The organism is Dolichospermum sp. DET69 (assembly GCA_017355425.1).
Lineage (GTDB): Bacteria > Cyanobacteriota > Cyanobacteriia > Cyanobacteriales > Nostocaceae > Dolichospermum.
On sequence record CP070233.1, the window covers coordinates 3,839,691 to 3,866,492 of the forward strand.

28 protein-coding genes and 1 pseudogene are annotated in these 26,802 nt (G+C 38.2%); 9 read left to right on the forward strand and 20 right to left on the reverse strand.

What is annotated here, in order from left to right; all coding sequences use genetic code 11:
- Window positions 1-63 precede the first annotated feature (63 nt).
- Window positions 64-708 (reverse strand): DUF3386 domain-containing protein, encoded by a 645-nt coding sequence (locus EZY12_17500; GenBank protein ID QSX66579.1) that lies wholly within the window; start codon window positions 706-708, stop codon window positions 64-66.
- A 103-nt stretch (window positions 709-811) separates the two neighbouring features.
- On the opposite strand from EZY12_17500, the gene EZY12_17505 reads away from it, so the two are divergent.
- From EZY12_17505 to rlmN, 3 genes are all read left to right on the forward strand, one after another.
- A complete protein-coding gene (locus EZY12_17505) occupies window positions 812-1,477 on the forward strand; it encodes a LuxR family transcriptional regulator (GenBank protein ID QSX66580.1) in 666 nt (221 codons plus the stop codon).
- A gap of 257 nt (window positions 1,478-1,734) precedes the next feature.
- Entirely contained in the window at window positions 1,735-2,604 is an 870-nt protein-coding gene (locus tag EZY12_17510; GenBank protein ID QSX66581.1) for a metallophosphoesterase, read from the forward strand.
- Between the two features lie 529 nt (window positions 2,605-3,133).
- On the forward strand, window positions 3,134-4,204 hold the full coding sequence (gene rlmN / locus EZY12_17515) for a 23S rRNA (adenine(2503)-C(2))-methyltransferase RlmN (protein ID QSX66582.1): 1,071 nt from the start codon (window positions 3,134-3,136) through the stop codon (window positions 4,202-4,204).
- A 71-nt stretch (window positions 4,205-4,275) separates the two neighbouring features.
- Here the strand turns inward: rlmN and EZY12_17520 are convergent, their stop codons facing one another.
- The 7 genes from EZY12_17520 to EZY12_17550 form a co-directional block, all read right to left on the reverse strand.
- The gene (locus tag EZY12_17520; GenBank protein ID QSX66583.1) at window positions 4,276-4,455 is read right to left on the reverse strand and encodes a replication restart DNA helicase PriA; all 180 of its coding nucleotides are present in this window, start codon (window positions 4,453-4,455) and stop codon (window positions 4,276-4,278) included.
- Between the two features lie 369 nt (window positions 4,456-4,824).
- On the reverse strand, window positions 4,825-5,604 hold the full coding sequence (locus tag EZY12_17525; GenBank protein QSX66584.1) for a sulfite exporter TauE/SafE family protein: 780 nt from the start codon (window positions 5,602-5,604) through the stop codon (window positions 4,825-4,827).
- Window positions 5,605-5,741: 137 nt separating this feature from the next.
- On the reverse strand, window positions 5,742-6,458 hold the full coding sequence (locus EZY12_17530) for a hypothetical protein (protein ID QSX66585.1): 717 nt from the start codon (window positions 6,456-6,458) through the stop codon (window positions 5,742-5,744).
- A 400-nt stretch (window positions 6,459-6,858) separates the two neighbouring features.
- The gene (locus EZY12_17535) at window positions 6,859-8,481 is read right to left on the reverse strand and encodes a carbohydrate porin (GenBank protein ID QSX66586.1); all 1,623 of its coding nucleotides are present in this window, start codon (window positions 8,479-8,481) and stop codon (window positions 6,859-6,861) included.
- 170 nt (window positions 8,482-8,651) lie between these two features.
- A complete protein-coding gene (locus tag EZY12_17540; GenBank protein QSX66587.1) occupies window positions 8,652-9,599 on the reverse strand; it encodes a DUF4351 domain-containing protein in 948 nt (315 codons plus the stop codon).
- Between the two features lie 53 nt (window positions 9,600-9,652).
- Entirely contained in the window at window positions 9,653-10,708 is a 1,056-nt protein-coding gene (locus tag EZY12_17545; protein QSX66588.1) for a DUF1963 domain-containing protein, read from the reverse strand.
- Window positions 10,709-10,807: 99 nt separating this feature from the next.
- Complete coding sequence (locus EZY12_17550; protein ID QSX66589.1) at window positions 10,808-12,091, reverse strand: aspartate aminotransferase family protein; 1,284 nt, start codon at window positions 12,089-12,091, stop codon at window positions 10,808-10,810.
- A gap of 323 nt (window positions 12,092-12,414) precedes the next feature.
- Here EZY12_17550 and EZY12_17555 point away from each other — a divergent pair, with 323 nt between their 5' ends.
- Window positions 12,415-13,431, forward strand: coding sequence for a potassium channel protein (locus EZY12_17555; protein ID QSX70718.1), 1,017 nt, complete (start codon window positions 12,415-12,417; stop codon window positions 13,429-13,431).
- A 169-nt stretch (window positions 13,432-13,600) separates the two neighbouring features.
- On the opposite strand, the gene EZY12_17560 is transcribed toward EZY12_17555, so the two are convergent.
- Window positions 13,601-14,284 carry a response regulator transcription factor gene (locus EZY12_17560; GenBank protein ID QSX66590.1) on the reverse strand — a complete coding sequence of 228 codons (684 nt, stop codon included), beginning with the start codon at window positions 14,282-14,284 and terminating at the stop codon, window positions 13,601-13,603.
- Window positions 14,285-14,621: 337 nt separating this feature from the next.
- Here EZY12_17560 and smpB point away from each other — a divergent pair, with 337 nt between their 5' ends.
- Complete coding sequence (gene smpB, locus EZY12_17565) at window positions 14,622-15,092, forward strand: SsrA-binding protein SmpB (protein QSX66591.1); 471 nt, start codon at window positions 14,622-14,624, stop codon at window positions 15,090-15,092.
- Between the two features lie 73 nt (window positions 15,093-15,165).
- Here smpB and EZY12_17570 read toward each other — a convergent pair whose 3' ends face one another.
- The 5 genes from EZY12_17570 to coaD form a co-directional block, all read right to left on the reverse strand.
- Entirely contained in the window at window positions 15,166-16,572 is a 1,407-nt protein-coding gene (locus EZY12_17570; GenBank protein QSX66592.1) for an IctB family putative bicarbonate transporter, read from the reverse strand.
- Between the two features lie 96 nt (window positions 16,573-16,668).
- Window positions 16,669-17,529 carry an Rpn family recombination-promoting nuclease/putative transposase gene (locus tag EZY12_17575; GenBank protein ID QSX66593.1) on the reverse strand — a complete coding sequence of 287 codons (861 nt, stop codon included), beginning with the start codon at window positions 17,527-17,529 and terminating at the stop codon, window positions 16,669-16,671.
- A 171-nt stretch (window positions 17,530-17,700) separates the two neighbouring features.
- Window positions 17,701-17,847, reverse strand: a complete 147-nt coding sequence (locus tag EZY12_17580) for a hypothetical protein (GenBank protein ID QSX66594.1) — start codon at window positions 17,845-17,847, stop codon at window positions 17,701-17,703.
- Window positions 17,848-17,889: 42 nt separating this feature from the next.
- Entirely contained in the window at window positions 17,890-18,606 is a 717-nt protein-coding gene (locus EZY12_17585) for a DivIVA domain-containing protein (GenBank protein ID QSX66595.1), read from the reverse strand.
- Window positions 18,534-19,067 (reverse strand): pantetheine-phosphate adenylyltransferase, encoded by a 534-nt coding sequence (gene coaD / locus EZY12_17590; protein QSX66596.1) that lies wholly within the window; start codon window positions 19,065-19,067, stop codon window positions 18,534-18,536. Before coaD ends, EZY12_17585 begins: the two co-directional genes overlap by 73 nt.
- Before the next feature lie 13 nt (window positions 19,068-19,080).
- Between coaD and EZY12_17595 the strand changes: the two genes are divergently transcribed.
- From EZY12_17595 to EZY12_17610, 4 genes and pseudogenes are all read left to right on the forward strand, one after another.
- On the forward strand, window positions 19,081-19,557 hold the full coding sequence (locus tag EZY12_17595) for a hypothetical protein (GenBank protein ID QSX66597.1): 477 nt from the start codon (window positions 19,081-19,083) through the stop codon (window positions 19,555-19,557).
- A gap of 102 nt (window positions 19,558-19,659) precedes the next feature.
- Window positions 19,660-20,535 carry a prolipoprotein diacylglyceryl transferase gene (locus tag EZY12_17600; protein ID QSX66598.1) on the forward strand — a complete coding sequence of 292 codons (876 nt, stop codon included), beginning with the start codon at window positions 19,660-19,662 and terminating at the stop codon, window positions 20,533-20,535.
- Between the two features lie 126 nt (window positions 20,536-20,661).
- Window positions 20,662-21,525 carry a precorrin-4 C(11)-methyltransferase gene (gene cobM / locus EZY12_17605; protein QSX66599.1) on the forward strand — a complete coding sequence of 288 codons (864 nt, stop codon included), beginning with the start codon at window positions 20,662-20,664 and terminating at the stop codon, window positions 21,523-21,525.
- A gap of 54 nt (window positions 21,526-21,579) precedes the next feature.
- A pseudogene (locus EZY12_17610) lies at window positions 21,580-22,279 on the forward strand (HAMP domain-containing histidine kinase).
- Between the two features lie 2 nt (window positions 22,280-22,281).
- On the opposite strand, the gene EZY12_17615 reads toward EZY12_17610, so the two are convergent.
- The 6 genes from EZY12_17615 to EZY12_17640 all read right to left on the reverse strand — a co-directional run bounded on the left by EZY12_17615 (window position 22,282) and on the right by EZY12_17640 (window position 26,774).
- Entirely contained in the window at window positions 22,282-23,328 is a 1,047-nt protein-coding gene (locus EZY12_17615; GenBank protein ID QSX66600.1) for a DUF1611 domain-containing protein, read from the reverse strand.
- Entirely contained in the window at window positions 23,312-24,364 is a 1,053-nt protein-coding gene (locus EZY12_17620) for a dipeptide epimerase (GenBank protein ID QSX66601.1), read from the reverse strand. Before EZY12_17620 ends, EZY12_17615 begins: the two co-directional genes overlap by 17 nt.
- 73 nt (window positions 24,365-24,437) lie before the next feature.
- The gene (locus tag EZY12_17625; GenBank protein ID QSX66602.1) at window positions 24,438-25,061 is read right to left on the reverse strand and encodes a DUF4276 family protein; all 624 of its coding nucleotides are present in this window, start codon (window positions 25,059-25,061) and stop codon (window positions 24,438-24,440) included.
- Window positions 25,058-26,149, reverse strand: a complete 1,092-nt coding sequence (locus tag EZY12_17630; GenBank protein QSX66603.1) for an AAA family ATPase — start codon at window positions 26,147-26,149, stop codon at window positions 25,058-25,060. Before EZY12_17630 ends, EZY12_17625 begins: the two co-directional genes overlap by 4 nt.
- Complete coding sequence (locus tag EZY12_17635; protein QSX66604.1) at window positions 26,146-26,577, reverse strand: hypothetical protein; 432 nt, start codon at window positions 26,575-26,577, stop codon at window positions 26,146-26,148. Before EZY12_17635 ends, EZY12_17630 begins: the two co-directional genes overlap by 4 nt.
- Window positions 26,574-26,774 (reverse strand): type II toxin-antitoxin system HicB family antitoxin, encoded by a 201-nt coding sequence (locus EZY12_17640; protein ID QSX66605.1) that lies wholly within the window; start codon window positions 26,772-26,774, stop codon window positions 26,574-26,576. The genes EZY12_17635 and EZY12_17640 overlap by 4 nt, the downstream gene beginning before the upstream one ends.
- Window positions 26,775-26,802: the final 28 nt, after the last annotated feature.

Genomic DNA, 26,802 nt, shown 5'->3' on the forward strand with positions numbered 1-26,802 from the left:
TAGTCAAATTGTAGAGGGATAGGTAAAATACCTATCCCGTAAAACTTTTAACTACTCAAGAATCTAACCTAACAACTCAATGTTAGAAAAGATGAAATCTTGAATAGAAATACGTTCTGCTATTTCCGTGCGAATTTCCCGACGGTTGAGAACGTAATAATTGCCTACTTTCTCATACTCATCAGTAAAATCGCTTTTACCGCCCTTTTGTGCGCCGGTTTCGGGGTCGTTGTATACAGAATTGTATGTGTGAGAAAGATAGCCTTCTCCAGTGTCATGACTGCTGAAAGTGTCAATAGTCACAAAAGTACCGTGAATTAAACGGTGAACGTGGCAAACTTCATTGTTACGCACTTTGTAGTTATCTCCTTCCGACTTTCCACCCAGAAAAATTTCTACTGCGCCGGTTGCGTCAGTGTTACCAGCCCTAAAAGTATTTGCACCGTGAGTTTGTTCAAACGACCGACGGACGCGGTGAACAGCAATTTCCCAAGCTTGTCCGTGAATGGCTTTTTTAGCGGCTTCGTCTTCCACATTGAGAACCTCAGCTTTCATATTGGCATCAATCCGCACTTGACCTTTGATCACTTGGTCATCATACTTATAAGTAATATCTGCGGTATATCCAGGGAAATTTGCGTCCCAAGTATAACGGTTTTGATATGCAGCCTGGAAAAGTTCTTGGGCTGAGATTTGAGTAACTGTCATTGTGCTTGTCCTCTGGTTACAAGTTAAAATAGCTTTTTATCTTTGCTGGTATTAGCATAGAGGTAATTATCAAGGTTCGCATAGACCCCAAATGGGTACACTTATGGCTAAAACTCTCCACGCCATTTTTCAAGCGATCGCTAACGTCCAAAATGAGCAAGAATTAAAACTAGCTCTCATGGATACCATTGGCGACCATTTTGCAGTACAACATTGGGGTATTGATCTCCTAGATGACCAATTAAATACTCAAATTGAAATTCCCGAAATTCCCGCAGTCTGCTTAGAAGCTAATCCCGTCGGGCGCTATGTTTTGGAACGTCATGCTCCCACCCATGAGCAATTAATTTTATCCCCAGAAGACTGGAAAAACTATTGTTCTCGTCACGAACACGTTATGACTGGCCCCATAGTTTGTAATGGTCAATTAGTGGGGACTTTAAACTTTGCTCGTGACCCGGGAAGTCAGCCTTTTGATAGTAATGATTTAGCTGATTTAAGTGCAGTCTGTCTGCATTTGTCGGCAAAAATGGCCACACTCCAAGCAACACCAAAAACCTTTGCATCTGCTGATAGTTGTCCCCTCACAGCGCGGGAATTAGAAATTGCCAAATTAGTAGCTCAAGGTTTAACTAATGGGGAAATTGCGGTTAAATTATGGATTACTCAAAATTCTGTCAAGCAAGCCTTGAAAAGGATGTTCCGTAAATTAGAGGTTTCTACTCGTGCGGAAATGGTAGCGAAACTACAAGAGCGATTAGTTTCCTGAAAAGTCGTAAAAATAAACTTTTAAACAGTTCTCCAGAGATTCTGTAAATTATACCAGAATCTCTAGAAAGTTTATTCATTAGGCTGTGCTGAAAAATTTTAACTAATTTTAAAATATATTACTCTTTTGATACAGCTAATATAAAAATCTTCTGTTAACTTATATAGCAGTGTGTATTTGCATAACAATGTTGGGTTAAGAGTCCCTCAACCCAACCTACATTTTCTTGTTTCCTGTTCCCTATTATAAAAAATATTATGCACAGATTATTATCTGGAGCTTTAAGTACAGAAAAATTGATAGTGAAAATCCCCAACTTACCTCTATCATTAGCAGGATTAAAGCTGGTACAAATGTCAGATTTTCACTATGATAATGGTCTATTATCAGAAAAAATGTTAACAGAAGCAATTGCTATTAGTAATGCAGCCAAACCAGATTTAGTCATTTTAACTGGTGACTACGTTAACACAATAGCAAAACCAATTCATCAACTAGCATCACGACTAAAAAAACTAGAAAGTCGCTATGGTACTTATGCTGTACTTGGGAATCATGATATTTGTTATCCCAATTCAAAATCAGAAATTATAGAAGCTTTAACAAAAGTAGATATTAATGTGCTGTGGAATCAAATTGCTTACCCAGTAGGAAAAGAATTACCGCTAGTGGGATTAGCAGATGTTTATTCACGAGAATTTAATCCCGAACCAATTATGAATCAACTCGATGCTACTACACCTCGGATTGTCTTATCCCATAACCCAGACACAGCCGAAAGTTTGAAAAAATGGCGAGTAGATTTACAATTATCAGGTCATAGTCACGGGGGACAAATCGTAATTCCTGGTTTGGGACCAGCAGTAATTTACTATATAAAAACAGTCAAAAAAATCCCGAAAAAAATACTCCGCAAATTACCATTTTTACGGAAAACCCATTCTGTATTACGCCACTGGGAATGGTCAGAAGGTTTACATCAAGTAGGCAATAATCAATTATATGTAAATCGGGGCTTAGGAACTTATTACCCAGGAAGATTATTTTGTCCACCAGAAGTTACAATCATTACCTTACAAGAGCATCCGGTAAGCGTAAAGCTCAGTGTCTTTAGACCTGAGATATAAGCGAATCCTGCGGTAATAAAGCGCATAGAGTCTTTCTTTTTATAGAAAATTGGTTAAGGTGCGCGAAGTTTTGTCATCTTCGCTCTCAATGGTGTTATACTGTTCACAACAGGAATGGTAATCAACCTGTATAAAAACCTAACTGCCTAACGGCTTTTCTGGTCCTTGACAACTGAAGATATGGGGTTCTATTCCATAGTTCTAGTGACTGCCCTCCGAATAGGTAAAATCTTCATGGGAGCTAGACAACACAGAATTTAAACTCAATCAAAATTTGCAGTAATGCAACTACCTTCGGGCAGAGGGAAAGTTAACGCTTGGGGAGAGAACCACCTCTGGTTTAGATACTGCAAGGGATCTGAGCTAAGTGGACTCGTTGAACCAAGAATCTCAGCGGCTAAAGCCAGTGAGAGTGTCAAAACTTGCTTAACCCCTTCCTCCCTCTGCGTCTCGGTGTGCAAAAAACAAAATTGGAAAAATAGCCATAAAAATAGTAAAATAGGAAATTAGCATCAATGTGTAATTTCTTATGTCTGCTACGCCGCTTGTATCTCAGGTAGATTCACCTAACTCCTCAAAATCCGAACTTCTCCCTCCCCTGCTTGGTGCTTCGGTAACGGAGTTAACTGCTTGGGTACAGCAGCAGGGACAACCCGGATACAGGGGTAAACAATTGCATGATTCGATCTATAATAAAGGCGTGCGATCGCTCGCTGATATTTCTGTATTTCCGAAAAATTGGCGTTTGCAAGTTGCAGATGTTCCCATAGGTCGTTCTTCTCTACATTACCGCTCCGTTGCCCCCGATGATACCGTCAAATATCTCCTCAAATTGACTGACGGGGAAATTGTGGAAACGGTAGGTATTCCCAGCGATAAACGGTTAACAGTCTGCGTTTCTACTCAAGTTGGTTGTCCTATGGCTTGTGATTTCTGTGCAACTGGGAAAGGTGGTTACAAGCGTAATCTTACCCGTGCGGAAATTGTTGATCAAGTCCTGACTGTCCAAGAGGATTTTCAAGAACGGGTGAGTAATGTGGTATTCATGGGCATGGGTGAACCATTATTGAATACGGAAAATGTGCTTTTAGCGATTAAATCCATTAATCAAGATATGGGAATTGGTGCGCGATTTATTACACTGTCTACTGTAGGTATCCGCGATCGCATCCTTAAAGTCGCCCAACACCAACTACAAATTACCCTAGCTGTCAGTCTCCACGCACCCAACCAAGCATTACGGGAACAACTAATTCCCAGTGCTAAACCCTACCCCATAGAAGACTTGCTGGAAGAATGTCGAGAATACGTAGAAATTACTGGACGCAGAGTTAGTTTTGAATACGTTCTTCTTGCTGGAGTTAACGATTTACCCGAACACGCTTTAGAACTATCAAAACGTCTGCGCGGATTTCAAAGTCACGTTAACTTAATTCCCTACAATCCCATTGAGGAAGTAGATTACAAAAGACCAACCCGCGACAGAATAGAAGCCTTTGTTAACGTTCTTCAACAACAAAACACAGCAGTTAGTGTCCGTTATTCTCGTGGTTTAGAAGCTGACGCTGCTTGTGGACAATTAAGAACCACTAAAAGGTAATTAGTGAAAAGTAATTGGTAATTGGTAATTTTCTTACTTTCTAATGACCAATGACTAATAACCAATGACTCCTATCTTTTAGCATAAATACCTGGTGCGTAAGCCTCAATGACTTTACCAGTGCGAGTGCAAGTAATCATCAAATAATCGCAGCTAGGGCATTGTGTCCGTGTAACTTGACTATCAGTAATATAGTGACGTTCAGCCGCACTACCACAATTTGGGCAGTGAATTTTTTGTGATACTTGCATTTTAAAACCCCTGAATTTAATAATTGTTTAGAAAAATTGAAAAAAACCGTTTAATTATTGTGAATGTCAAAAAGTTGATATCTCTGATTATTGTCTTAAACCTGATAATTATTATCATCATGCCTAAGATATATAAATTTACCTTAGACGTAACTTTTCTTAGATTAGCAATGATCCCTATGGTGTAATCCTTGAGACAGTCTTATTTATTCGCTTAGAAAAATAAGTTATTTTCTCATTCAACCGCTACCAGATAGGAAAAACTGTAATCAAAGTCACAAAATTTGTAGCTTTATATTTAATTAATATTTGGACAGACCTATCCTAAAATCCATAGATTGGCATATCTTCATCCGCGTTTATCCGCGTTTATCTGCGTTCAAGAAAAAAGTAAGTAGTCATACCAAAGGCCACCACGATGACAAATTTCCGCACCAAGCTGGGTTCTAGTCTTCTAGCAAAATGAGCGCATAAATAACCACCCAGAGAACCGCCAACCGCCATGATAATAACTTGATGCCAAGCAATCAAATTAGCGAACATAAAAGGAATAATAGCCACACCATTAATGCAACTACCCAACAAGGTTTTAAAAGCATTAATAGCGTGAATATTTTTAATACCTAAAAAAGTTAAAGTTGCCAACATTAAAATACCTACACCCGCACCGAAAAACCCACCATATATAGAGATTAGCAATTGACAAATGAGGAGAATAAATAAAGGTGGAGGTACAGAAACATCTTTTTTAGTCTGAAGTTGCAGCCAGTTTTTCAGAGATTCGCTAAATGTAAATATCAAGGTTGCTGATAGTAACAAATAGGGTAGCATCTTTTTAAACACATCCGGTGATGTATATAATAAAGCTACAGAACCAATGACACCACCAATTAAACTTGTGCCAGCTAGTAATAATAATTGTCGTTTTTCGACATTCAAATCTTGACGATACGCCCTCGCACTAGCTATAGCTGCTATCCACAAAGCAGTATTATTTGTGGCATTAGCACTAATTGGTGATAAACCCGTAAATATCAGAGTAGGAAATGTAATGAAACTACCACCACCTGCTACAGCATTGAGTCCACCGGCAATAAACGCGGTACTAAAGAGAAGTAAGCTATGAATCAAAGTTAAATCTTGCGGCATTTTTTGTAATTAATAAACCCATTTATACTGTTGTACAGTAAAATACTGTAAGTTTATCAAATTATCGTTGATTTAACTAGCACTCAATCCCAAGCTGTACTAACGCTAAAGGTTATAAATTTTGTATATTCCTTTAATTACCTACTGAGTGCTGTTAAGCCGGGATAAATCCTCGAAGGTAGCCCAGGAATTGTTGTTAACCCAGTAGAACCAATTCTTCCATAGTTGGGGTTATTAATTAATGTTTGAATAAATTGGGGATTAAAACCTAATTGAGGTAAGCTAAACCGCTCTGCGGCTGTTCTCCCTAGATTTGATATTGCACCCAGGTTTGTTAGATTTGTACCAAAATTAAATGCCCCAGGTTGAGTTAAATTTGTGAGTAAATTAGTATCAATTTTGCCACCTGTAATTGCAATATTTCCGACTTGGGTAAAGTCATTAATCCTTTGAAGAGAAGATACAACACCGTTGATAGTTATCGGAGTGTTGTTAAAAAGTAAAAAATTACCATCAGCAGTTTGTGATCTTCCAGTTATTAAACCAGATAAAGTACCAATTGGAGCTTGACCATTTTGGAAAATACCTCCTAAATTACTAACTTCTTTTAATTGACCGGTTCCTTGAAAATTAGATATTCTGCCAATGTCAGTTTCTAAATTAAATGAGTTAATATCTAACCCAGTTAATCCATTATAAATAGGCACTATAGGATTGTTATAATCATAATTCAGATTTCCAGACAGATTTCCACCTTGAATCATAATTTGTGCTTGAACAGGTAAACTAGCAGCTAAAAAACAACTGCCAAATATTCCCATTCCTAAGATATTCTTAATAGATTTAATCCACATTTTCTCAACTCCTATTATGCAAAACTTTGTGTTTTAATTGTTTAACTATACGTAGGGTGGGCAATGCCCACCAAAACTACTCCAATGTGGGCAATGCCCACCCTACGCTACTTAATATTTTCTAGAAATTATTTAGGGCTTACTGAAAGAAAGTAAAAGGGTTGATAGATAAAGGTTTGCAGGGTTTTATAACCAAACAAGTGCAAGATTATTGACAATAGATGTTTAAAACCCTTGCATTTTCACTCTTCTATAACCGCGTAAATTTGAGGACTAATTGTCCAAACGTCTCTTCCTTCTTTCTTATTCTTCCTTCTTTCTCCTGACTCGGTGACTCCTGACTCGGTGACTCCTGACTCCTAGTCCCCACGAAAAGACTTATTCAGCGATTAGTGTATTTCTAGAAACTAAAAGTTGTGCGTAAAACACCAATGGTAATCATATCGCTATTCGGGCTATGTCTTGGCTCAAATATCAAGATTACACCAGGAGTAATACTAATATTATCTGACATTCGATAACGATAGAAAGCTTCTACATGAGTAGTAGTTCCTAGTTGTCCTCCTGGACTACCAATAGAGTCTTTGAGAATACCTGGAAGATTATTCCCTGTTGGTAAATCACTCCTGACAATTTTAGGAGGTTGTCCTACATAAATTCCCCCCAAATTTCCTTTTCCCAATACATCAGGAAAATTTAGAAAAGCCATCCAATTATTAGTTTCTACACTCCCTGACTGTCCCGGTATGCGAGAAGTTGTCAAACCACCCCAACCACCAATTATTAACTTGGGATTAATCTGCCAAGATGCTGTAGCACCAAAAGCATTAGTTGTTAGAGGGCTACTAGATGTGAGTGTATAAGCCAATAAATCATCCCCCACTCCAGTTCCTAAGAATCCGGTAGTTGAGTAAGAATTAATGTAATTTAGTGCTAAATCAATATTATTAGTAGGGGCAAAATTTAGTTGCACTCCTGTGGCATTTCCACCATTAAATAATCCTGCTTTTTGGCTAGTGTCTGCGGGTTTAGTAGCTGTATAAACTGCTTGCAAACTAATCCGTTTATTCATTTGCCAATCAAATCCTAAACCACCTGTACCATTACCAATTGCTAAAATTGGGTTACGTTGAGCAAAGGCAGAAATCGGACCTTTACCCGCACTTTCTATGCGGTTTGCTCCCCGAAAACTATTAATAGGATTAACTCCTGCTGGACCAACTATTACTGCTATTTTATCGCTTATTAAAAACCGATAATTGAGGTCAGTTAAAACTAAGTTATTATCTGTATTACCTTCATAAGCTAATCGCGTATCATTGGTTAATCGAGGGGCAGTGAAACTAGCTGTACCACCATTACCAGCTTGTAATCCTGTTAGTAAAAAGCTGCGGTTTTTAAATTGGGTGAGCAGTGTTAGTTGTAAATTACTAATAAGATTGATTTTTGTCCCGTTGTCTCTTGTTTCTTTAATCCCATCTCTTGGTAACAAATCTGCACTATTTTCACTCCGTCCTTGAACACCAAAAATTGCTTGTCCAAATAGTTTGGTAGTTGTAGAAAATTGATTTGCTTCTAATTTTGTTGTTTTTGCCTCTAAAGTATCTACCTTTCCCCGAAGTGTGGCTAATTCGGCTGCAAAGTCTTCTCTTAGTTTTTGTAATTTGATTAAATCTTCTTTAGTTATGGCATTACTGGTGCTTGTGGCTATTAATTCATTAATTCTATCCAAACAAGCATTTAAGCCAGCAGCAAATTCATAGCGACTTAAAGCCCGATTTCCTCGGAAAGTTCCATTGGGATATCCAGCAATACAAGCATATCGTTCTACTAGAGATTGTAAAGCCTGAAAAGCCCAATCTGTCGGTTCTACATCTCTTAATTGAGAAACTGATGTAACTTGTTCTATCTCTGATGAATCAACATTAACATTGATATCGGCATTAGCTATAGCATGACTAAATAAAGCATAAGTTAAATGAACTACAGATGCTATTAATATTCTTTTTATTAACGTTATCATCTTTGCTGGTACACCACACATTTAACCAGTGATGATATATTAATGTCTTTACTTTTTGCAATGCTTATGCAATATCTTTGCAATATCTTTGCAATATCAGAGATAAAATTAAGCTGTACTTTATTTAATTTGTATAATTTTTGCGGGCATTTTGCCCGCACTAAATATTTTTACTGATGAGATTCTAACCAGTTAAACAAATCCTCAATAGCTGTAAAATCTAGCAACGCCTCACCGAGGGATTCTAACTGATTTAAAGAAAGAGTTTGAATTTTTTTCCTAATTTCTTCTGGTAAACTTCCCACCCGTTTTTGTAGTTGTCGGATCACAATATTTTGTTCACCTTCGGCTATTCCGCGCTCGTAGCCAATGCGCTCACCTGTAGTAATGTAGGTCATAGTTTGCTCCTGTTCAAATTGTTTAAAATCTTGCCAAAACTCCGCTTCTAATGCTTTTGGTAATATCATAACCCAATCTATAAAGTGGTAAAGGTTACGAATATCCTTTTCTTGCAAACCTTGTGCATACAACCGACGAATTAAGCTAAATTTCCAGGTTTTTCGTTCTTGAGGTTTTTTGCTAGTTTGTTGTGTCTTCAAATGTGCCATTACCACCGTTGCAAAAGGATTATTGCTGGCTTCTAATTCTTCCCAACGGTTTTTGTAATCTAGCAGTTTAACTGTGCCAAATTCAAAGTTTAATCTGGTATCAGGATAATTATAACTGTATTGCTTTGGTCGCCATTCAGGATCTGAATCACATAAAATAGCGAGACTAATGGCAGGTTTGCCAAAACAGTCGAAAATCCGCAGGTTGTATGAAAACATTCTTTCGGGAAAGATTTCTTCTGATTTTGCTTGAATTTCTATGTGTATCAATAGCCAAATTTCTTCTCCTTGGTGTTGCCACACTTTGACTAATTTATCTGCATATCTTCTGCCTTGTTTGGCTTTGCGGGCTATTTGTTGAAATTCTTTATCTAGAAATTCGTGGGGTATTTCCCAGTTAATTAATGCGGCTGTTTCCGGGAAGAAAAATTGCATCGCTTGGGGAAAGTATGCTTCTAATATTTCTTTCCACGGGCTATCTTGGTCGGCTCTTTCACGTTTTTTGTTCATGTATTAATTAGTAGATGTTTGTATAGGATGTTTAATCAAGAGAAACCCATTTCTCAACAACAAGCATAGGTGTACAAAATCTTAGAAAAATCTAACCGTTTAAGTGCAGAAGGCTGAATAAAAAAGTTGCCAATTCCCTCATCTCCCCACATAATTGAGTGATCATCATCAGAGTCCATTTGTAATAGCAGAAAATCATAACCTTCCTCTTCCTGCAACTCCGCACGATCATCATTTTGGACAAATGCAGGATATCCTCCTAAACGGTGTCCTCCTAGCAATTCCTCATATTTTTCTTCATACTCGTTGATAAAATCATCTGCAAGTTCTTCTAAAGAATTTTCCATTGCTTTGGTTAAATTACTTTGTTGGAAGAGGGGAAAATAGCTTTTAACTAAGGATCTAAACCGATAATCTGATGCACTCATGGGAGTTGATTTAATAGCAAAATTCAAACCTAGACAATCTGATAATGGTAAACCCATTCCTGGAGGTAAAAACTCAAAATTATCTAGGAGATTATCAATACTCAAATCTGGTTCAGGAAAATAAATAACTCTAAAAGTAGTTTGTGCTAATTGGGGATATTCTTCAATTCCATAGGCTGTCTCACCTCCGGCTTCAATATAAAACTGAAGAATCCCTTTTTCTGGTAAATCTTCTAATTTAGGAGTTTCTGAAAAGTTGATTTGTGCTAAAAGATGAAGGGGTGTTGAATCTGGAGCTTTGGGATAATCAAGATGTTTAGGGAAATAAGGTAAACCACCAAATTTACTTTGCCATAAGCTAGTTTCTGATGTTGAAGCTGGAGTAATTTTTAGATAAGGTTTGATAATTGTATTGGCAAATTTATCTACCTGATTTTTTAATTCTAAGAACATTCCATACAATTCATCTGGAGTAAAATTTTTGTTATTTTCCTCCGCTGGGATAGATTCGATATCATACCAACCATGGGAGAGTAATTCTTGAATACTTTCGTTAAAAAAAGCTTCTGCTTCTGCTTCAGCAGAGAATTTATGCAGTTCTTGATAATGGGTAACATTGCAGCCGTCTATGTGAATGGAAGTTCTCAGAGAACTTAATCTAAATATTTTATTGGATTTCATGATAATTAACCTTAGATGTGATAATGAATGATAGAAATATAAACCAAAAAAATTCGTAATTGATAATTATTAAATTACTAATTACGAATTTTTGATTACCTATGCTGTAAGTTTAGCTAATACTTTTTCTACAGCTTTTAATGCTTGCTTGATTTCTGCCTCTGTGACAATGAGAGGAGGAACAAACCGCACTACTTTTGGACCTGCGGGAACAAGTAATAAACCTTCTGCCATAGCAGCTTTGACAACTTCAGCAGCAGTTAAAGAGATATCGGCTTTGATTTCCATACCGCTGATTAAACCCCAACCACGCACTTCTGAGATATGCTGAGGATATTGACGAGCGATCGCTCTTAATCCTTCTCGTAAATGTGCGCCCTGTTCTCTGACATTCTCTAAAATATTCTCTTTTTCCAAAGTCTCACACACACTCAGCGCCACACCACAAACAAAGGGATTACCGCCAAATGTACTTGCGTGTTCTCCTGGTTCAAAAATATCGCAGAATTTCTTACTCATCATCGCACCGATGGGAATACCACCGCCCAAACCTTTCGCACTGGTGAAAATATCTGGTTCTACTCCCAAATGTTCATAACCCCATAATTTGCCACTGCGTCCCATACCAACCTGCACTTCGTCGAAAATCAACAAAATGCCTGTTTCGTTGCAAATCTCTCGTAACCGCTTAAAGTAAGCAACATCCCCAGGACGAACGCCACCTTCTCCTTGCAACGGTTCAATTAAAATTGCCCCGACCCGATAATTACCCTCATCTAATTCAGTAACAGCGGCTTCCACTGCTCTAATATCGTTGTAATTTACATAATGGAAACCAGGAACTAAAGGATCAAAATGCTTTTGATATTTTGGTTGTCCAGTCGCAGTCACAGTGGCTAAAGTCCGTCCGTGAAAACTGGCATGGGCAGTTAAAATGATCGGGTGGGCAATTTCTAGGACAGTGTGGGCATATTTCCGCGCTAGTTTAATTGCTGCCTCGTTGGCTTCAGCGCCAGAATTGCAGAAAAATACTCTATCTGCACAGGAATGATTAACAATCCATTTAGCTAATTCACCCTGTTCAGGAATATAGTACAAATTAGAAACATGATGCAATTTTTGGATTTGTCTAGTGACAGCCTCTACCATTACTGGATGGGCGTGTCCTAGAGTACAAGTGGCAATACCTGCAACAAAATCCAGATATTCATTCCCCTGACTATCCCAAACACGGCAACCAGCACCCCGTTCTAAAGCCAAAGGAAACCGTCCATAAGTAGACATGACAGCCGCATCAAAGCTATCAACATCAAAAGGTGTAGATGGCATAATACCTGACTCCGAGAGGTTCGTGGCTTGTTCAATTAGAGTTTGCACGCTCACTACCGCTACTCCTGAAAAGCTTTTATCGTAATACTTTACTAGGTTCTGGGAAATATGAGCAAAATTTTTGATGATTTTGGGACGTAGGGGCGCAGGGCCTGCGCCCATCATTCATTGCCCACCAAAATCGGACTACGGTGGGCAATGCCCACCCTACGCTACTTAAAATTTTGCAAATATCATTTATGATTTCTATATAATCAGCTAATAGGCATTTATTCTGAATCCTTATGTGAGAAGTTTTTTAATTTTTAATTCTTAATTTTTAATTGCCTGTGTATTCTACCCTTGAACAAAAATATCAACGGATTCAAAAAGAGTTAATGGCTGGGGCGCTTGCTTTAGCTGGTATTTCCCTAATTGGGACTTTATGGTATTCCCTGGTTGAGGGCTGGAAATGGGAAGATGCAGCTTACATGACTGTAATTACTCTAGCAACTGTAGGTTATGGAGAAATTCATCCATTAGGTAGTCGAGGGCGTTTATTTACCATTGTCTTAATTTTAATGGGTGTGGTGAATCTTACTTATATTGTCAATAGATTTACAGCCGCAGTCATTGAAGGCTATTTTTTAGAAGGAATTCGACTCCGACAACAAAGGCGTTTAATGGAATTATTATCAGAACATTATATTATCTGTGGATTTAGCCGGACTGGGCGACAAATTGCTAAGGAATTTCAGGCTGAAGGTGTTTCTTTTGTGATTATTGATTCGGAACTTGAATCTGTCCAAAAAGCTCAGGAAATTGGTTACATTGTTTTTCAAGGTGATGCCACATTGGATGATACTTTGTTAAAAGTTGGTATTACTAAAGCAATTTGTATTGTGGCGGCTTTACCTTCAGATGCGGAAAATTTATATACTGTTTTATCAGCAAAAACTCTGAATCCAGACATTAGAGCGATCGCTCGCGCTAGTACGGAAGAAGCGGTACAAAAGTTACAACGCGGTGGCGCAGATGCCGTAATTTCACCGTATATCACCGGCGGCAAACGCATGGCAGCAGCAGCCCTCAGACCGCAGATTTTGGACTTTGTGGATGGGATTCTCTCTGGTACAGACCGCCAGTTATATATGGAAGAATTTTTACTAGATTCCGATAGGTGTCCCTTTGTCGGTCAAAGTTTACAAAAAGCCAAATTGCGATCGCAATCAGGAGCATTAGTTCTGGCAATTCGCCGCCTTGATGGTAAACTTATTGGTGGCCCAACTGGAGATACTGTTTTAATGTCAGGAGATACTTTAATTTGTATGGGTACGGCTGAACAATTGCGGGATTTAAATCAAATTCTTGGTCCGATTAATTCTATTCCCCTCAAACGTCCGAAAAATAGCTAACAAGATGGGCTGAAATAAATATCAAAATAATATTGTTGAATTTGGGCAGGCTAGAAGCCCACCCCACAAAAATATTATACTTATTGTGAGGTGGGCATCCTGCCTGCCCATATTATATTTAATTGTGTCTACCTACTTAACAGTAAATTTAATTGGTGAGCAAGCGATACTATTCTACTAAACCATGTTTAATCGCAAACCTAACTAATTCAGCGCGGTTGCTGGTTTCTGTTTTCCTCAATAAACTACTAACATATTTCTCCACTGTGCGCGGACTCAAATGTAAATGATTACCAATTTCTATATTAGACAAACCATGAGTTAATAAGTCTAAAACTTCCTGTTCTCTAACAGTTAGCGGTGTCAATACTTGAGATTGTTGCACCTTATTAGGTATAGAAATATGACCGTTTTTTGCTTTTGTATAAGTGGCAAAACTTATTTCTTCCTGATCAAGAAAACGACATTCTGATTGGATAATTTGCGATCGCTCTAATAAATTGCGAATAGCAGCGGCTACTTCTTCTAATTCAAAAGGCTTAGACAAATACAGATCACAGCCTGACTGATACCCCAAAATTCGTTCTTGGGTTTTAGTTCTCGCTGTTAACAAAATTACAGGCAATAATCGAAGCACTGATTGCTGACGAATACGACGCACTAATTCATAACCATTCATCCGTGGCATTATAATATCTGTCACCATCAAATCAGGATGGTACTTTTCAACCATAGCCAAAGCATCAACACCATTATCAGTAGTTATGACACTATACCCAGATAGATCAAGATAATCACTAATAGATAGGCGTGTGCCTAAATCATCATCTACTACAAGAATAGTCAAGGGCATGGATTATACACCCCTATAATCTTTTGGTCGAGTAATTTACTGTTATCAACAATATAAATAGACACAAGCAAGAATACTACTTCTATCTCTAATACTATGACAAAATTACTTACTCATGATGACATCATCAATCATTTATAAAGAAAATCTTAAATTTTTGGAAATTATTTACAAAACTTAACGTAATTGAGAGCAAAAGGCCAGAATTTTTCCCATTTGTGTAGTTCTCATTACCAATCACCAATTACCAGTTCCCAGTCCGTTTGGATTACAATTAAAGAAAAAGCCAGTCTAAAGAAATTTTTAGGCGTATTTATTAAAACTAAGAAGATTTTAGATGAGTGATAAGCAGAGTGACGGTTACAAAGTTATTTGTGATAATCGGCAAGCACGGTTTTTATATGAAATCATAGAAACCTATGAAGTGGGAATTCAGTTAACTGGAACTGAAGTAAAATCAATTCGTGCCGGTAAAGCCAATCTCCAAGATGGCTATGCGTTGCTTCGTGACGGTGAAGCATGGTTAATCAACGTGCATATTTCTCCTTATGCCTCTAGTGGTGCATATTTTAATCATGAACCAAGAAGAACCCGCAAATTATTACTTCATAAACAAGAACTGCGGAAACTGATTGGTAGGGTACAACAGGAAGGTTTAACTCTAGTCCCCTTAAAAATGTATCTGAAACGGGGTTGGGTAAAAATAGTTATTGCCCTTGGTAAAGGTAAAAAACTCCACGACAAACGCGAAAGTCTCAAACGTCGTGATGATCAACGAGATATGCAAAGGGCAATGAAGAGGTATTAAGAGGCAAGAGGCAAGAGGCAAGAGGCAAGAGAGAAGAAAAAGTCAAATAAATATCTCCTCTGTTGCCTATTCCCTATTCCCTATTCCCTATCATCTGATGACTTTTAGCCAAAGGTTGCCAATAGCTGGCAACTAAAGCCACCATTAACCACCAGAGGGTATTAACTTCAGGGCGATAGAAGACCGTATCAAATAAACCCTGAGTAAGTATACCTAGCATACTAGAGATCGCCCCAATTAACCACAAGCCCTCGATATTTTTAGTTTCTCGTAATCGTCGCAGTTGCAAAAATCCTGTATTAAAGGTGACGACTATTAACCACATAAAACAGGTAAAACCCAAAAAGCCAGTTTCCACAATCGTTTCTAGAAACACAGAATAGGCACTTAAAGCTGTAAACCGAGGACGTTGATAGAGAGGATAGACATGATTAAAAGAAGCGTGTCCAGGTCCTATACCAATTATCGGGCGATCGCGGATCATCTGAAATACAGATTCCCAGACATTTTTTCTAAAATTATTACTGCTATCTTGGCGGTCAGCAAATATACTGACAACTCGCACCCGGAAAGGTTCTACAAATAACACTCCGATTACCAATAAACCCACCACAGCTCCTAACAAAATTGGTAAAGACCAACTCCGCCAAAATGGGGGCATATCTATACTCCACCAGTAAATTAGCAATATTGCCACAGTAAACAATCCCAACAATAAAGCAATCCAGCCACCACGACTAAAGGTCAGAATTAAAGTTGCAGTATTAACAATAAACATTGTTAGTGCTAAAGCTTTTTTCATCCAACCTTGCCAAGCCACAATAGCCACCAAGCTTAAAACCGCAGCCGGTAAAAGATAACCTGCCAGTAAATTGGGATTGCCTAAATAACTGTAAACCCTGGTAGTTTTCGCTAAAGGTGATTCGGGGTCAACCCAAGTAGCTAAAGCTTTCGCGCCAAAAAACCATTGTCGCAACCCATAGACGCTGACAATCAGGGATATATGTAAATAAAGAGTAATTAGCCAAGACCGAAACCGAGGGAATCTCAGCACCCTAGCACAGAGGGCAAACAGCAACAAATAAAGAGTTAATGTTTGTAAATCACCCAAAGCCGCTTTTTTAACCGGTGATAAAGCTGTTGATATCGCCGCAATACCCCAATACAGCAACACCAATAAGTGAATAGGGGTAACAGAAGCAGCATTAGCTGGTTTACTGTCATCAGATAAAGTCAACAGCAACCAAAAGCCGACACAAGCCACCAACAATAAACCAATTAAAGTAGTAGAAACAAAAGGCGCAAGAGCATAAATAAGACTCAGTAGGCATACGGCGATCAGATCGCCTGACTGCATTAAAATACTACTTTGTCGCCAAGGCAGCAAAAACCCCACCAAAAACCGATGTAGGTAACTACCAGACAAATATTCTTTGAGTGGTAAAGAAGATAAAGTCAATCTTTCCCAGACTAAATTCATGAGGAAATACAGAATACAGGAGCTATGCAGTATAGCTTACGCCAAGTCTAGCTGTGAAAATTAATATTCCTTTCCTAGAAAACTATTCTCAAGTTTTTATGACTTCAAATGCGCCAAAAGCCACCCATCTAAATCGGATATTTCTGTAAAATCTAACAAAGACTCCCCTAAACTCTCCAACTGCTCTATATTCAAACCTCTTATTTGCTCTTGTTGGGCTAGAGACAGCAATCCATACCGCTTAGTCAACATACGCAGCACTAGACCAGTTTCCCCTTCTTGTCGTCCTTCTTGTCGCCCTTCTTGCTGTCCTTCTTGAAACACTTCCTGATAAAACCGTGTTTGGGTGACATCTGCTGTTTTCAGGTTTAGCATTTTCAAAATCTCCTTTGTGCTGAGTTGTGGGAATTTATTCACAAGTATAGCTTCTACCAAATCTAAGCGTCGGCGCAGTTCTTCTTCTGTTTCTGCACTATTAATAATCGCCTGTGCCAAGGGGGCTGTATCTTGTTCATTTACTACCAGCAATTTCAATAATGACAAATTGGGACTCAAATCTGTTAACGGTAACAAATCTTCTAGATATAGGCGTTTGACTTGATTTGTTAACAAGGATTGGTAGGGAATATCTGAGCCTAAATCTTCCTGTCGGTTGGGTAAAATTAATAATCCGTACCAAGGTTGCTTGACGTTGTACTGATATAGGTACATAAAAATCTCTGCAAAATACCGCCCATAAAATTTGGGATCTCTCTGCATCTGTGCCTCTAAAAATACCAAAGGCAAATTTAGATCCTTGGCAATCGGTGTTAATAATCCATCTATTTCAAATCCTTTTTCTTTGACTGCGGGCGCACTATAGGTAAATTCGCAATCTTTGGGAATTTCTGGGATTAACTCGGTAATTAATCCTGGCTGAGATAAAAATAGTCGGTAAAACAGTTTATCAGTTTTCATAATTACCTATCGTTCTCCTTAATCTCCTTATCCAAAAATTTTATTTTTCTTGTTCCCATACAGAGTATAGGAATGAGAATCTTAACGCAAAATATCAGATTGCTAAACAAAGCTATTGTTATCCTATCCAATAGATTTGTCTGAAAATAAATGCTTTAAGATTAACAGCATTTACTTAAAGATTGCGTAAGGGACTTCCAAAAAATAAAATCCCCAGAAAAACTCAAAAAACAAAATTTGTAGAGAATGATAATCATTATGAGGTGATAGAGAAAGTGCTTGCCGACGGCAAGCACTTTCTAACTTAAAAATACGCATTCCAAATCTCTGCACACTGAGAGACGTGGGAACGAGGTGATACTATCTTTTTTTGGGATTATGCGGAGGGCGTTGTTGGGGATTATCTCCACCCTTCGAGACATTACCCGAATGTAATTGTTTGCGACCATTAGTAATAATTTTTAACATTTCCTGTATATCCTGTTCAATATTACCCAGAACGTTATCGGCGTATTTATCAGCACCATCTTCAATTTCCTCAGCTTGAGAAATTGCCGTTTGCCGCATTTCTTCTAATTCTTGCTGACAAGCGCGACGCTTGCGTTCAATCTCTGTCATAGTTTCCTGCATCATAGCTTCACAATCCTGCTGAACTTGTCGCCGCAGTTGGTCAGCTTCCCGCTGTGCTTGCCTGACAATATCACTTTCCGCCAAAATTTGCGCTCTTTTGGCTTGGGCTACGTCTACAACCTGTTGTCCATATTCTTCTGCTTCTAGGAGAATTTCATTCTTTTGTGCCAAAATTTCTAGTGCTTCTTGAAACACTGTTGGCAAAGAAAGGCGGACAAAATCAAGTTGTTCGAGTAATTTATCTTCATCTATTAAAGTCCGTCCCGTCAGTGGAATCCTCAAACTAGAGAGAATTATTTCCTCTATATGGTTGAGTTCCTGTTGAATATCTACCCCTGGAGTTGGTGCTGGATTCCCATTTGGGGGGATGCCATTCACATAGTCTCGTGGGGTAGGATTGTTGCCGTTGTGGTTGGATTCGAGGCTAGAGATTTTTGGTTGTAGCATTGGTATATATCTAGGGCAATGTGTGGGGGAACAAGATGATCAACAGAGCCACCAAATCTGGCAATCTCTTTTACCACACTACTACTTAAAAAACTATACTCATTTGATGTTGCCAGAAAAACTGTCTCGATCTGAGTAGACAATGTTTTATTAGTGTGAGCCATTTGTAGCTCAATCTCAAAGTCAGAAACCGCTCTTAACCCCCGTAACAAAACTTGCGCTTGTTGCATTTGGGCATATTTTACGGTCAAACCGTCAAAACTGTCTACTCCCACATTTGGTAAATGTTTTGTAGCTAGACGAATTTGTTCTAATCTTTGTTCTACTGTAAACAATGGCATTTTATTGGGATTTCGCAGAACGGCAACTATCACCTGTTCAAACAGACGACTACTGCGCTGAATGAGGTCTAGGTGTCCCAAGGTGATGGGATCAAAACTACCAGGATAAATAGCAATCACAATTTTATTTTAAGTGATTATATTGACGGATTTTTCGGATAACTTCCTTAATTTAACATCTTATTGTCAGTTGTCAGTGGTCAGTGGTCAGTGGTCAGTGGTCAGTGGTCAGTTGTCAGTGGTCAGTTGTCAGTTGTCAGTGGTCAGTTGTCAGTGGTCAGTTGTCAGTGGTCAGTTGTCAGTGGTCAGTTGTCAGTGGTCAGTTGTCAGTGGTCAGTGGTCAGTTGTCAGTGGTCAGTGGTCAGTGGTCAGTTGTCAGTGGTCAGTGGTCAGTTGTCAGTGGTCAGTGGTCAGTGGTCAGTTGTCAGTGGTCAGTTGTCAGTGGTCAGTTGTCAGTGGTCAGTGGTCAGTTGTCAGTGGTCAGTTGTCAGTTGTCAGTTGTCAGTTGTCAGTGGTCAGTTGTCAGTGGTCAGTGGTCAGTGGTCAGTTGTCAGTGGTCAGTGGTCAGTTGTTGGTTGTTGGGGAGGAAGAAGGAAAAGTCTTGCCGTAAATATTGGATCTCATTTTCAGTGCATACAGCTATAGTGACTAGGGCATAATATATTATTGTTTTTTGATCCCATAGGTTTCATGATTTTATAGGTAATTTTGTATGGTAGTGGATTTTTCGGTTTTACCCTTGGGGTTTCTATTTACTTCTCCTGGTCCGATTGTGGTCAAACTAGGACCAATAGTTATTCGCTGGTATGGGTTGTTAATTGCCTCTGCTGTATTAATTGGTGTTAGTCTTTCTGGATACCTAGCCAAACGTCGTCATATTAATCCCGATTTAATCAGTGATTTATCAATTTGGTTGGTGATTGGAGCTATTCCTGCCGCTAGGTTGTATTATGTTTTATTTCAATGGTCAGAATATTCTCAGCACCCCGAACGGATAATTGCTATTTGGCAAGGGGGTATTGCGATTCATGGGGCAATTATTGGCGGTGCGATCGCGGCGTTGATTTTTGCTAAATTGAATAAAGTATCTTTTTGGCAATTGACTGATTTGGTTGCTCCTTCATTAATATTAGGGCAAGCCATCGGTAGGTGGGGAAATTTTTTCAACTCGGAAGCTTTTGGAGGTCCGACTAATTTACCTTGGAAGTTATATATTCCTCTAGATCGTCGTCCTGTGGATTTAGTGAATTTTGAATATTTTCATCCCACTTTTTTGTATGAATCACTGTGGAATTTAATGGTGTTTGCAGTGTTAATAACTTTGTTTTTTAGAGCTTTAGCTAAAAAACCCCGGTTGAAAGTAGGGACGTTATTTTTAGTTTACTGGATACTCTATAGCTTAGGGCGGGTTTGGATTGAAGGTTTACGCACAGATAGCTTAATGCTAGGATCTTTACGGATGGCACAAATGGTAAGTTTAGGAGGAATGACTTTAGGATTAGTTGGTTTAGGTTGGCTGTATCTACTCAAGCGCCCTTTACCCGATGTTGTTTCTTCGACAAATGGAGAAAAAAATGCCCCAGAGTAATTAATCTCTAGGGCTTAACCAGGGTGCATCTACCATCTATTTCTACTAGCCAAAGTGGCTGAATCCGGAAGGGTGCTAGGGAAATGCTAAAAGTTTTTTTTTGCTGGGTTTTGAAGGAAAAAATTGATGAGTGAATCTACTAATAACTTGAGTTATTCCAAGTATCCAAGTTTGCTAGAACCAGCGGTTTATATTGTGGGTGCGGGTCCCGGAGATCCTGATTTATTAACGGTGAGAGCGCAAAAGTTGTTGGCTGCGGCTGATGTGATTTTATTTGCAGATTCCTTAATTCCCGAACAAATATTAGATGTTTGTCGTGCAGATGCGGAAATTATCAAAACAGCAAATCGGACTTTGGAAGAAATTTTACCACTGATGATTAATGCCGTGCGATCGCATAAATCTGTGGTTAGACTACATTCTGGTGATCCTAGTCTATATAGCGCTATTCATGAACAAATGCAGCTATTAGCCGATGCTAATATCCCTTTTGAAGTCATTCCTGGGATCAGTGCCTTTCAAGCTGCCGCAGCTAAACTGAAGATAGAGTTAACTGTTCCTGGTTTAGTGCAGACGATTATTCTGACTCGCATTAGTGGCCGCACCCACGTACCTGATACTGAAGAATTAACAGCTTTAGCGGCACATCAAGCCAGTTTATGTTTATATCTAAGTGTGACCCATATCACTGAAGCCCAAACCAAATTGTTAGAACATTATAAAGGGGATACTCCCGTAGCCATTTGCTATCGCTTAGGCTGGCCAGATGAAAAAATCCGGGTTGTTACTTTGGCACAAATGGCAGATTGTACTCATGAAGAAAAATTACGACGAACTACACTTTATGTAATTAGTCCCGCACTATTACCAGTAAGTGGGCGATCACGCTTATATCATCCTGAACATAATCATTTATTCCGTTCATCACACTCAGGTACAGCAGGAGTCAGTAGGGGCAATCCCCCTGTGGTTGCCCCTCTTGTGGAGTAGGGGCAATCCCCCTGTGGTTGCCCCTCTTGTGGAGTCAGGAATGAAAGCCGCTTGATGTTTGATAGCGCAGCGTGTCATGTTTTAATTTTCAGTTTATACCTAATGGTTGCGGGTATCGCCCATGAAATTAATAATCCCGTAAATTTCATCTATGCTAATATTGAACACGCTAGTAATTATATTGAATTTATTATCAAATTGCTGGATATATATCAACAAGAATATCCTCACCCTTCAGCTATTATTGAAGAATATAAACAAGAAAATGATTTTGATTTTGTGATTCAGGATTTACCTAAAATTCTCAATTCGATGATGGTAGGTTCAGAACGTATTCGCAAGATTGTTTTAGGTTTACGTAATTTTTCCCGTCTTGATGAGTCAGCAACTAAACCTGTAGATATCCATGAGGGAATTGATAGTACATTAATGATTTTACAAACTCGATTCCAGGATAAGTTAGGCTATTCTAGCAATGTAGTTGTCAAAGATTATACTGATTAATAATAATGATTGGGTACAAATTTCCATTAAAGATAATGGTATGGGGATAAATCCTGAAGTTAAACAACGCATATTTGATCCTTTTTTCACTACTAAACCCGTAGGAGAAGGTACAGGTTTAGGGTTATCAATTAGTTATCAAATTGTTGTAGAAAAACATGGTGGTAAATTAGATTGTATCTCTGCACCTGGAGAAGGAACAGAGTTTATTATTGAAATTCCTGTTAAACTACATCAGCAACTTTCTTAGATTTAACGCTGTATAACTGCATCTAATAGTAATTCAGCCCCAAACCGAATAGGATCTGTACATGGTAGTTTAGTTTCTGCTATGATGTGAGCGATCGCATTTTTTGCCTCTTCTTCCCCTAAATTTTTCGTATTCAAAGCTATTCCCACCACAGGAACATGACGAAAAGCACCCGCTCCACTCGCAACAATTTCATACAACTGAATTACTTCTGGTAACGGTGGAATCGGTATCTGCGGATTATTACGATTATGAGTTTGTCCTGCTTGATGCACTAAGATTAAATGTGTCGGTTGAGAACCCCGAATTAAAGGTAAAGTTGCCGTTGAACCAGGGTGTAAAAGAGAACCCTGCCCTTCAATTTGAAGAATATCATAATGCTGACCAAAACGCATTACCAACTGTTCCACCGCACCCGCCGCAAAATCTACCCGGACAGCATCTAAAGCCACTCCTTCCCCTTCCAACATTAACCCAGTTTGACCGGTAGCCAAAAACTTAGAACGGATACCCCGCAACTTAGCTACTCGGTGTAATTCCAGACTAGTGGACATTTTACCAATAGCCATATCCGTTCCCACCGTCAACACCCGCCGACAGGGCAAAGTTTGCGCCATAGCAGATGCTACATCCAAATTAGCAGGTTCTTTGCGGACATCCCAAATTAATTGTCCGGGTTTAAGGAGGGCATTTAATTCTGGTATATTTGCCATTGGTGTATGTAATCCATTTACCAAAGACATTCCCGCTTTGAGGGCATCTTTGATATCACCCCAATAATCGTCAGGAACAGCACCACCTTTAGGCGCAATCCCTATTACCAAAACTTCCGGTTTATACTGTAAAGCTGCTGTCACAGATGCCACAATTGGCACATCTCTTTTAATACCTGTTAACTCGACTAAAGATTTACCTACAGTTTCCCTATCAATCACAGCCACAATAGGAGACTCGCTGTAGCGTAAAATTGATAACCCGGTTTTTCCCTGAACTCCAGTAATTCCCTCATGGAGAAGAATTGCTATTCTTTGATTAAGCGACAGACGCACGATGTTTCACTCCCAAACCAGGTAAATTATTCAGCAAAACTCGCCCATTTTCTACCACTGCACCACTAAAAGGATCATCAATTAAATTCAAATGACTATCTAAATCCAAATAATCAGCCAGTGGTGCAAGTTGTAATGCGGCGGTATTAGCCAGAGAACTATCAGAATAACAGCCGAACATCACTTGTAAATTGTGGGCTTTAGCTGTATGCACCATTCGCATGGCTTCGGTAATTCCCCCAGATTTCATTAATTTAATATTAATGCCATCCACATCATTCGCTAATAGGGGAATATCCGCACTGGTAAAGCAACTTTCATCTACAAAAATTGGTAACGGTGAATGTTTTTTTAACTGGGCTAAATTTGCTTCTTCACCTCTTACTAAAGGCTGTTCTACATACTTTATCCCTAAATCGGCTAACCAATTACACATCTTTATGGCATCCGTTAAACTCCAACCGCCGTTAGCATCAACAAACACATCTTTTCCTGCGGCTTCTTCCCGTACTGCTAAGAGCATTTTTTGATCTGCTTCTATTCCTGCTGTTGAACCTAATTTTACTTTCAATAATTGCACATCCATAAAATCTAACCAGTCTCGCGTCCTTGCCTTTGCTGCTGCTGGGGAATTAATGCCAATTGTTACCGATGTTGGTACTATAGCATTTTTATCCAGTCCCCAAAGTTGCCACAATGGTAAGTTGACACGCTTACCCAACCAATCATGTAATGCCATATCCACAGCCGCTTTAACTGCGGAGGGAATTTCCATTTGTTCTAATATTGCCTCAATTTCCTGCCGTTGCCAAGGGCTATATTTTTGTAAAATAGGTATGATTTGCTGTAAAGTTTCCTGGATTTTCTCGGTAGATTGCCTGTGATTGCCTACACCAAAAGGAGATGCTTCTCCCCAACCTGTGATTTCTTCTTCAGTGATTTGTAACCAGATATTTGTTGTTTGTGCTGTTGTTCCGCGACTAATGGTGAGGGGAAATCGTTTATTGACTGTGAAGGTTTGAAAATTGATTTGCATAAATATATTAATTAAGGAATAGTGATGTTGAGGAAATACAGACTGAATTATGTATTTTACATGAAATTGTAATCTATGTGATTTTTTCTAACAGTGTTAACCATTTATTAAAATGTTGACAATTTTTACGTATTGTATCTAAACCAATATCCATTGCAATTAAAGAGCCATGTAACGGTTTATCATATCTAGGACAAGATTTAATAATGCGTTTAGAAGGGGCTGTTTTCGGACTATCATTAATATGTTCAGGTGAAGAAAATAAATCACGTTCACGCTGTATAGTTTCTACTATGCTTTGATCGAACCACTCTAAAAAAGCTTGTGGATTACTATAAAGAAGTGCTTCAAACTCATGCACTAATAAATTAGGAATAAAATTCTGATATCCAATATCTTTATATAGTTTTTCTTCAAGATATTCAGCTTTATCAAAAGGATTACTTGTATTAGGAATAGAACTTTTACCAGGAAAATCTACGGGTAATCCATACATATCAAACATTGTAGTCACAAAAGATTTGCTATCTTCAGAACATTTACGATGTAATTGTTTTTTTATTTTTCCATAAGTTACCACACCTCCCAGTAGTATAGGAATAACGTATATATTTTGTTGCAAAAAATGATTGTAGAGTAATTCTCTCACAAAAGTTTCTTCTGTTTGTCCTTCTACAAAAATGTATAATCGAATCATTTTGACGGTCTACCTCCAATAATATTCTTTTTCCATAATTCTCCTAAACTATAATCTTCTAACCATTCATGTAAATCATCTTTATTTAATCTGCGAAGTAATGATTTACCATTTTCTCGATCTACGACAATTACATCATCTGCGCTAAATTCATTTAATAATTCAACCGATTGAGTAGAAACAATTAATTGCCTTTCTCTAGAAACAGAACGCATTAAAGATGCTAAAATAGTAATTACATAAGGATGAAGACCTAATTCTGGTTCATCAACTAAAATAGTTTCTGGTTGTAACGTAGTAGGTTGTAAAAATACCGTTGCTAAACAGATAAACCGCAATGTTCCATCTGAAAGTAGATGTGCTTTAAAAGGAATATCCTGACCTTGTTCAAACCATTCTAGTTCTATTACATCATTATTATGTGGAGAAGGACGCAATAGAAAATTATTAAAGAAAGGGGCTACAAGTCGAATGGTTTTGACAATTTGTTGATAAGATTGAGAATAATTATTTTTCAATAAATACAAAAAAGCCGCCAAATTGCGAGCATCTGGACGCAGGTAAATATTATCATTAATAGAAGCAGGTTGTTTTATATAAGCACTGTCACTAGTATCATGAAAATGATAAACTCGCCATTGCTGCATAGCAGATAATACATAGTCATCAATTTTTGTTCCAGTCCCTGTAAAAGCTTGAGTTTCAAAATGACCACTACCTATTTCCCACTCACCACCACCCCAGCCAAAAGACTCTTGAGAAAACATCAAACGGTTATCTTGAGTTGGTTCAACGGTAGCATGATATCTATTATTGCCAAAATATAGTTCAATCTCTAATTGTTCAGTTGTTTTTCGACCAAAATGCAATATTGTATCTGGTCCACCTTGACGACTTACAAAAACTTGAAAATGTCTATCAAGTATCTCTTGAAGCATACGAAAAAAGCTGATAAAGTTAGATTTTCCCGCACCATTACAGCCAATTAGTATGTTAAGTTGAGAAAGCTGAATATCACAATCAGCAATGGATTTAAAACCCTTTAAAATAATTTTTGATAGTTGCTTGTTACTGGTTAACGTTGTCATTGGACAAGTTTACTCCTATTTTGCAAAACTAAAATCTGTTGTTTAGCTAAGTTCAAAATTTCTTGATGATTTATTTTTGATTGTTTTGTATTTTGTAATTCTAAACTTCTAACTAAATAACTATAAAGTTCTAAACATTTTTCATTATTCTCTGGCTGATTCAATAAATCATCACCAGCTTTTAAAGTATCAAAAGCAAATTGATAATTTTCCTGCTGACAATGATGATAAAAAGCATCTATATAATCTGTTAAATCATCTTCCCAATCCCAATTTTCTAGCCAATCACCTTCTATATCATCAACATAAAGATGAATATAATCAGAACCATAATTTTGCTTATCTAGCTGCAACTGTTGGGATGCTCCCAGATATTTCCAATCTACTTCAAAAATGGTCCGATTATAAATATTTATATTCTTTATCATAATACTATTGGAATAGGTTCACCCCTATCTTGCAAAACTTCAATGTAGAGAGATATTGCTTCTTCTATATTAGCTAAAGCCTCTTTACGAGTTTTACCCTGACTGATACAACCTGGTAAACTTGGTACTTCGATCACAAAATACCCATCTTCACCATGAGATAACAGCACTTGACGTTGAGATTTTATTGTTGCCATAGTTCAATCAGTTTCTCCTTAAAAATAT

Bases quoted from the DNA above. Each gene is read 5' to 3' on its own strand.
- EZY12_17500 (QSX66579.1), bottom strand. From the start codon at position 708: ATGACAGTTACTCAAATCTCAGCCCAAGAACTTTTCCAGGCTGCATAT.
- EZY12_17505 (QSX66580.1), top strand. From the start codon at position 812: ATGGCTAAAACTCTCCACGCCATTTTTCAAGCGATCGCTAACGTCCAA.
- EZY12_17510 (QSX66581.1), top strand. From the start codon at position 1,735: ATGCACAGATTATTATCTGGAGCTTTAAGTACAGAAAAATTGATAGTG.
- rlmN (QSX66582.1), top strand. From the start codon at position 3,134: ATGTCTGCTACGCCGCTTGTATCTCAGGTAGATTCACCTAACTCCTCA.
- EZY12_17520 (QSX66583.1), bottom strand. From the start codon at position 4,455: ATGCAAGTATCACAAAAAATTCACTGCCCAAATTGTGGTAGTGCGGCT.
- EZY12_17525 (QSX66584.1), bottom strand. From the start codon at position 5,604: ATGCCGCAAGATTTAACTTTGATTCATAGCTTACTTCTCTTTAGTACC.
- EZY12_17530 (QSX66585.1), bottom strand. From the start codon at position 6,458: ATGTGGATTAAATCTATTAAGAATATCTTAGGAATGGGAATATTTGGC.
- EZY12_17535 (QSX66586.1), bottom strand. From the start codon at position 8,481: ATGATAACGTTAATAAAAAGAATATTAATAGCATCTGTAGTTCATTTA.
- EZY12_17540 (QSX66587.1), bottom strand. From the start codon at position 9,599: ATGAACAAAAAACGTGAAAGAGCCGACCAAGATAGCCCGTGGAAAGAA.
- EZY12_17545 (QSX66588.1), bottom strand. From the start codon at position 10,708: ATGAAATCCAATAAAATATTTAGATTAAGTTCTCTGAGAACTTCCATT.
- EZY12_17555 (QSX70718.1), top strand. From the start codon at position 12,415: ATGGCTGGGGCGCTTGCTTTAGCTGGTATTTCCCTAATTGGGACTTTA.
- EZY12_17560 (QSX66590.1), bottom strand. From the start codon at position 14,284: ATGCCCTTGACTATTCTTGTAGTAGATGATGATTTAGGCACACGCCTA.
- smpB (QSX66591.1), top strand. From the start codon at position 14,622: ATGAGTGATAAGCAGAGTGACGGTTACAAAGTTATTTGTGATAATCGG.
- EZY12_17570 (QSX66592.1), bottom strand. From the start codon at position 16,572: ATGAATTTAGTCTGGGAAAGATTGACTTTATCTTCTTTACCACTCAAA.
- EZY12_17575 (QSX66593.1), bottom strand. From the start codon at position 17,529: ATGAAAACTGATAAACTGTTTTACCGACTATTTTTATCTCAGCCAGGA.
- EZY12_17580 (QSX66594.1), bottom strand. From the start codon at position 17,847: ATGCGTATTTTTAAGTTAGAAAGTGCTTGCCGTCGGCAAGCACTTTCT.
- EZY12_17585 (QSX66595.1), bottom strand. From the start codon at position 18,606: ATGCTACAACCAAAAATCTCTAGCCTCGAATCCAACCACAACGGCAAC.
- EZY12_17600 (QSX66598.1), top strand. From the start codon at position 19,660: ATGGTAGTGGATTTTTCGGTTTTACCCTTGGGGTTTCTATTTACTTCT.
- cobM (QSX66599.1), top strand. From the start codon at position 20,662: ATGAGTGAATCTACTAATAACTTGAGTTATTCCAAGTATCCAAGTTTG.
- EZY12_17620 (QSX66601.1), bottom strand. From the start codon at position 24,364: ATGCAAATCAATTTTCAAACCTTCACAGTCAATAAACGATTTCCCCTC.
- EZY12_17625 (QSX66602.1), bottom strand. From the start codon at position 25,061: ATGATTCGATTATACATTTTTGTAGAAGGACAAACAGAAGAAACTTTT.
- EZY12_17630 (QSX66603.1), bottom strand. From the start codon at position 26,149: ATGACAACGTTAACCAGTAACAAGCAACTATCAAAAATTATTTTAAAG.
- EZY12_17635 (QSX66604.1), bottom strand. From the start codon at position 26,577: ATGATAAAGAATATAAATATTTATAATCGGACCATTTTTGAAGTAGAT.
- EZY12_17640 (QSX66605.1), bottom strand. From the start codon at position 26,774: ATGGCAACAATAAAATCTCAACGTCAAGTGCTGTTATCTCATGGTGAA.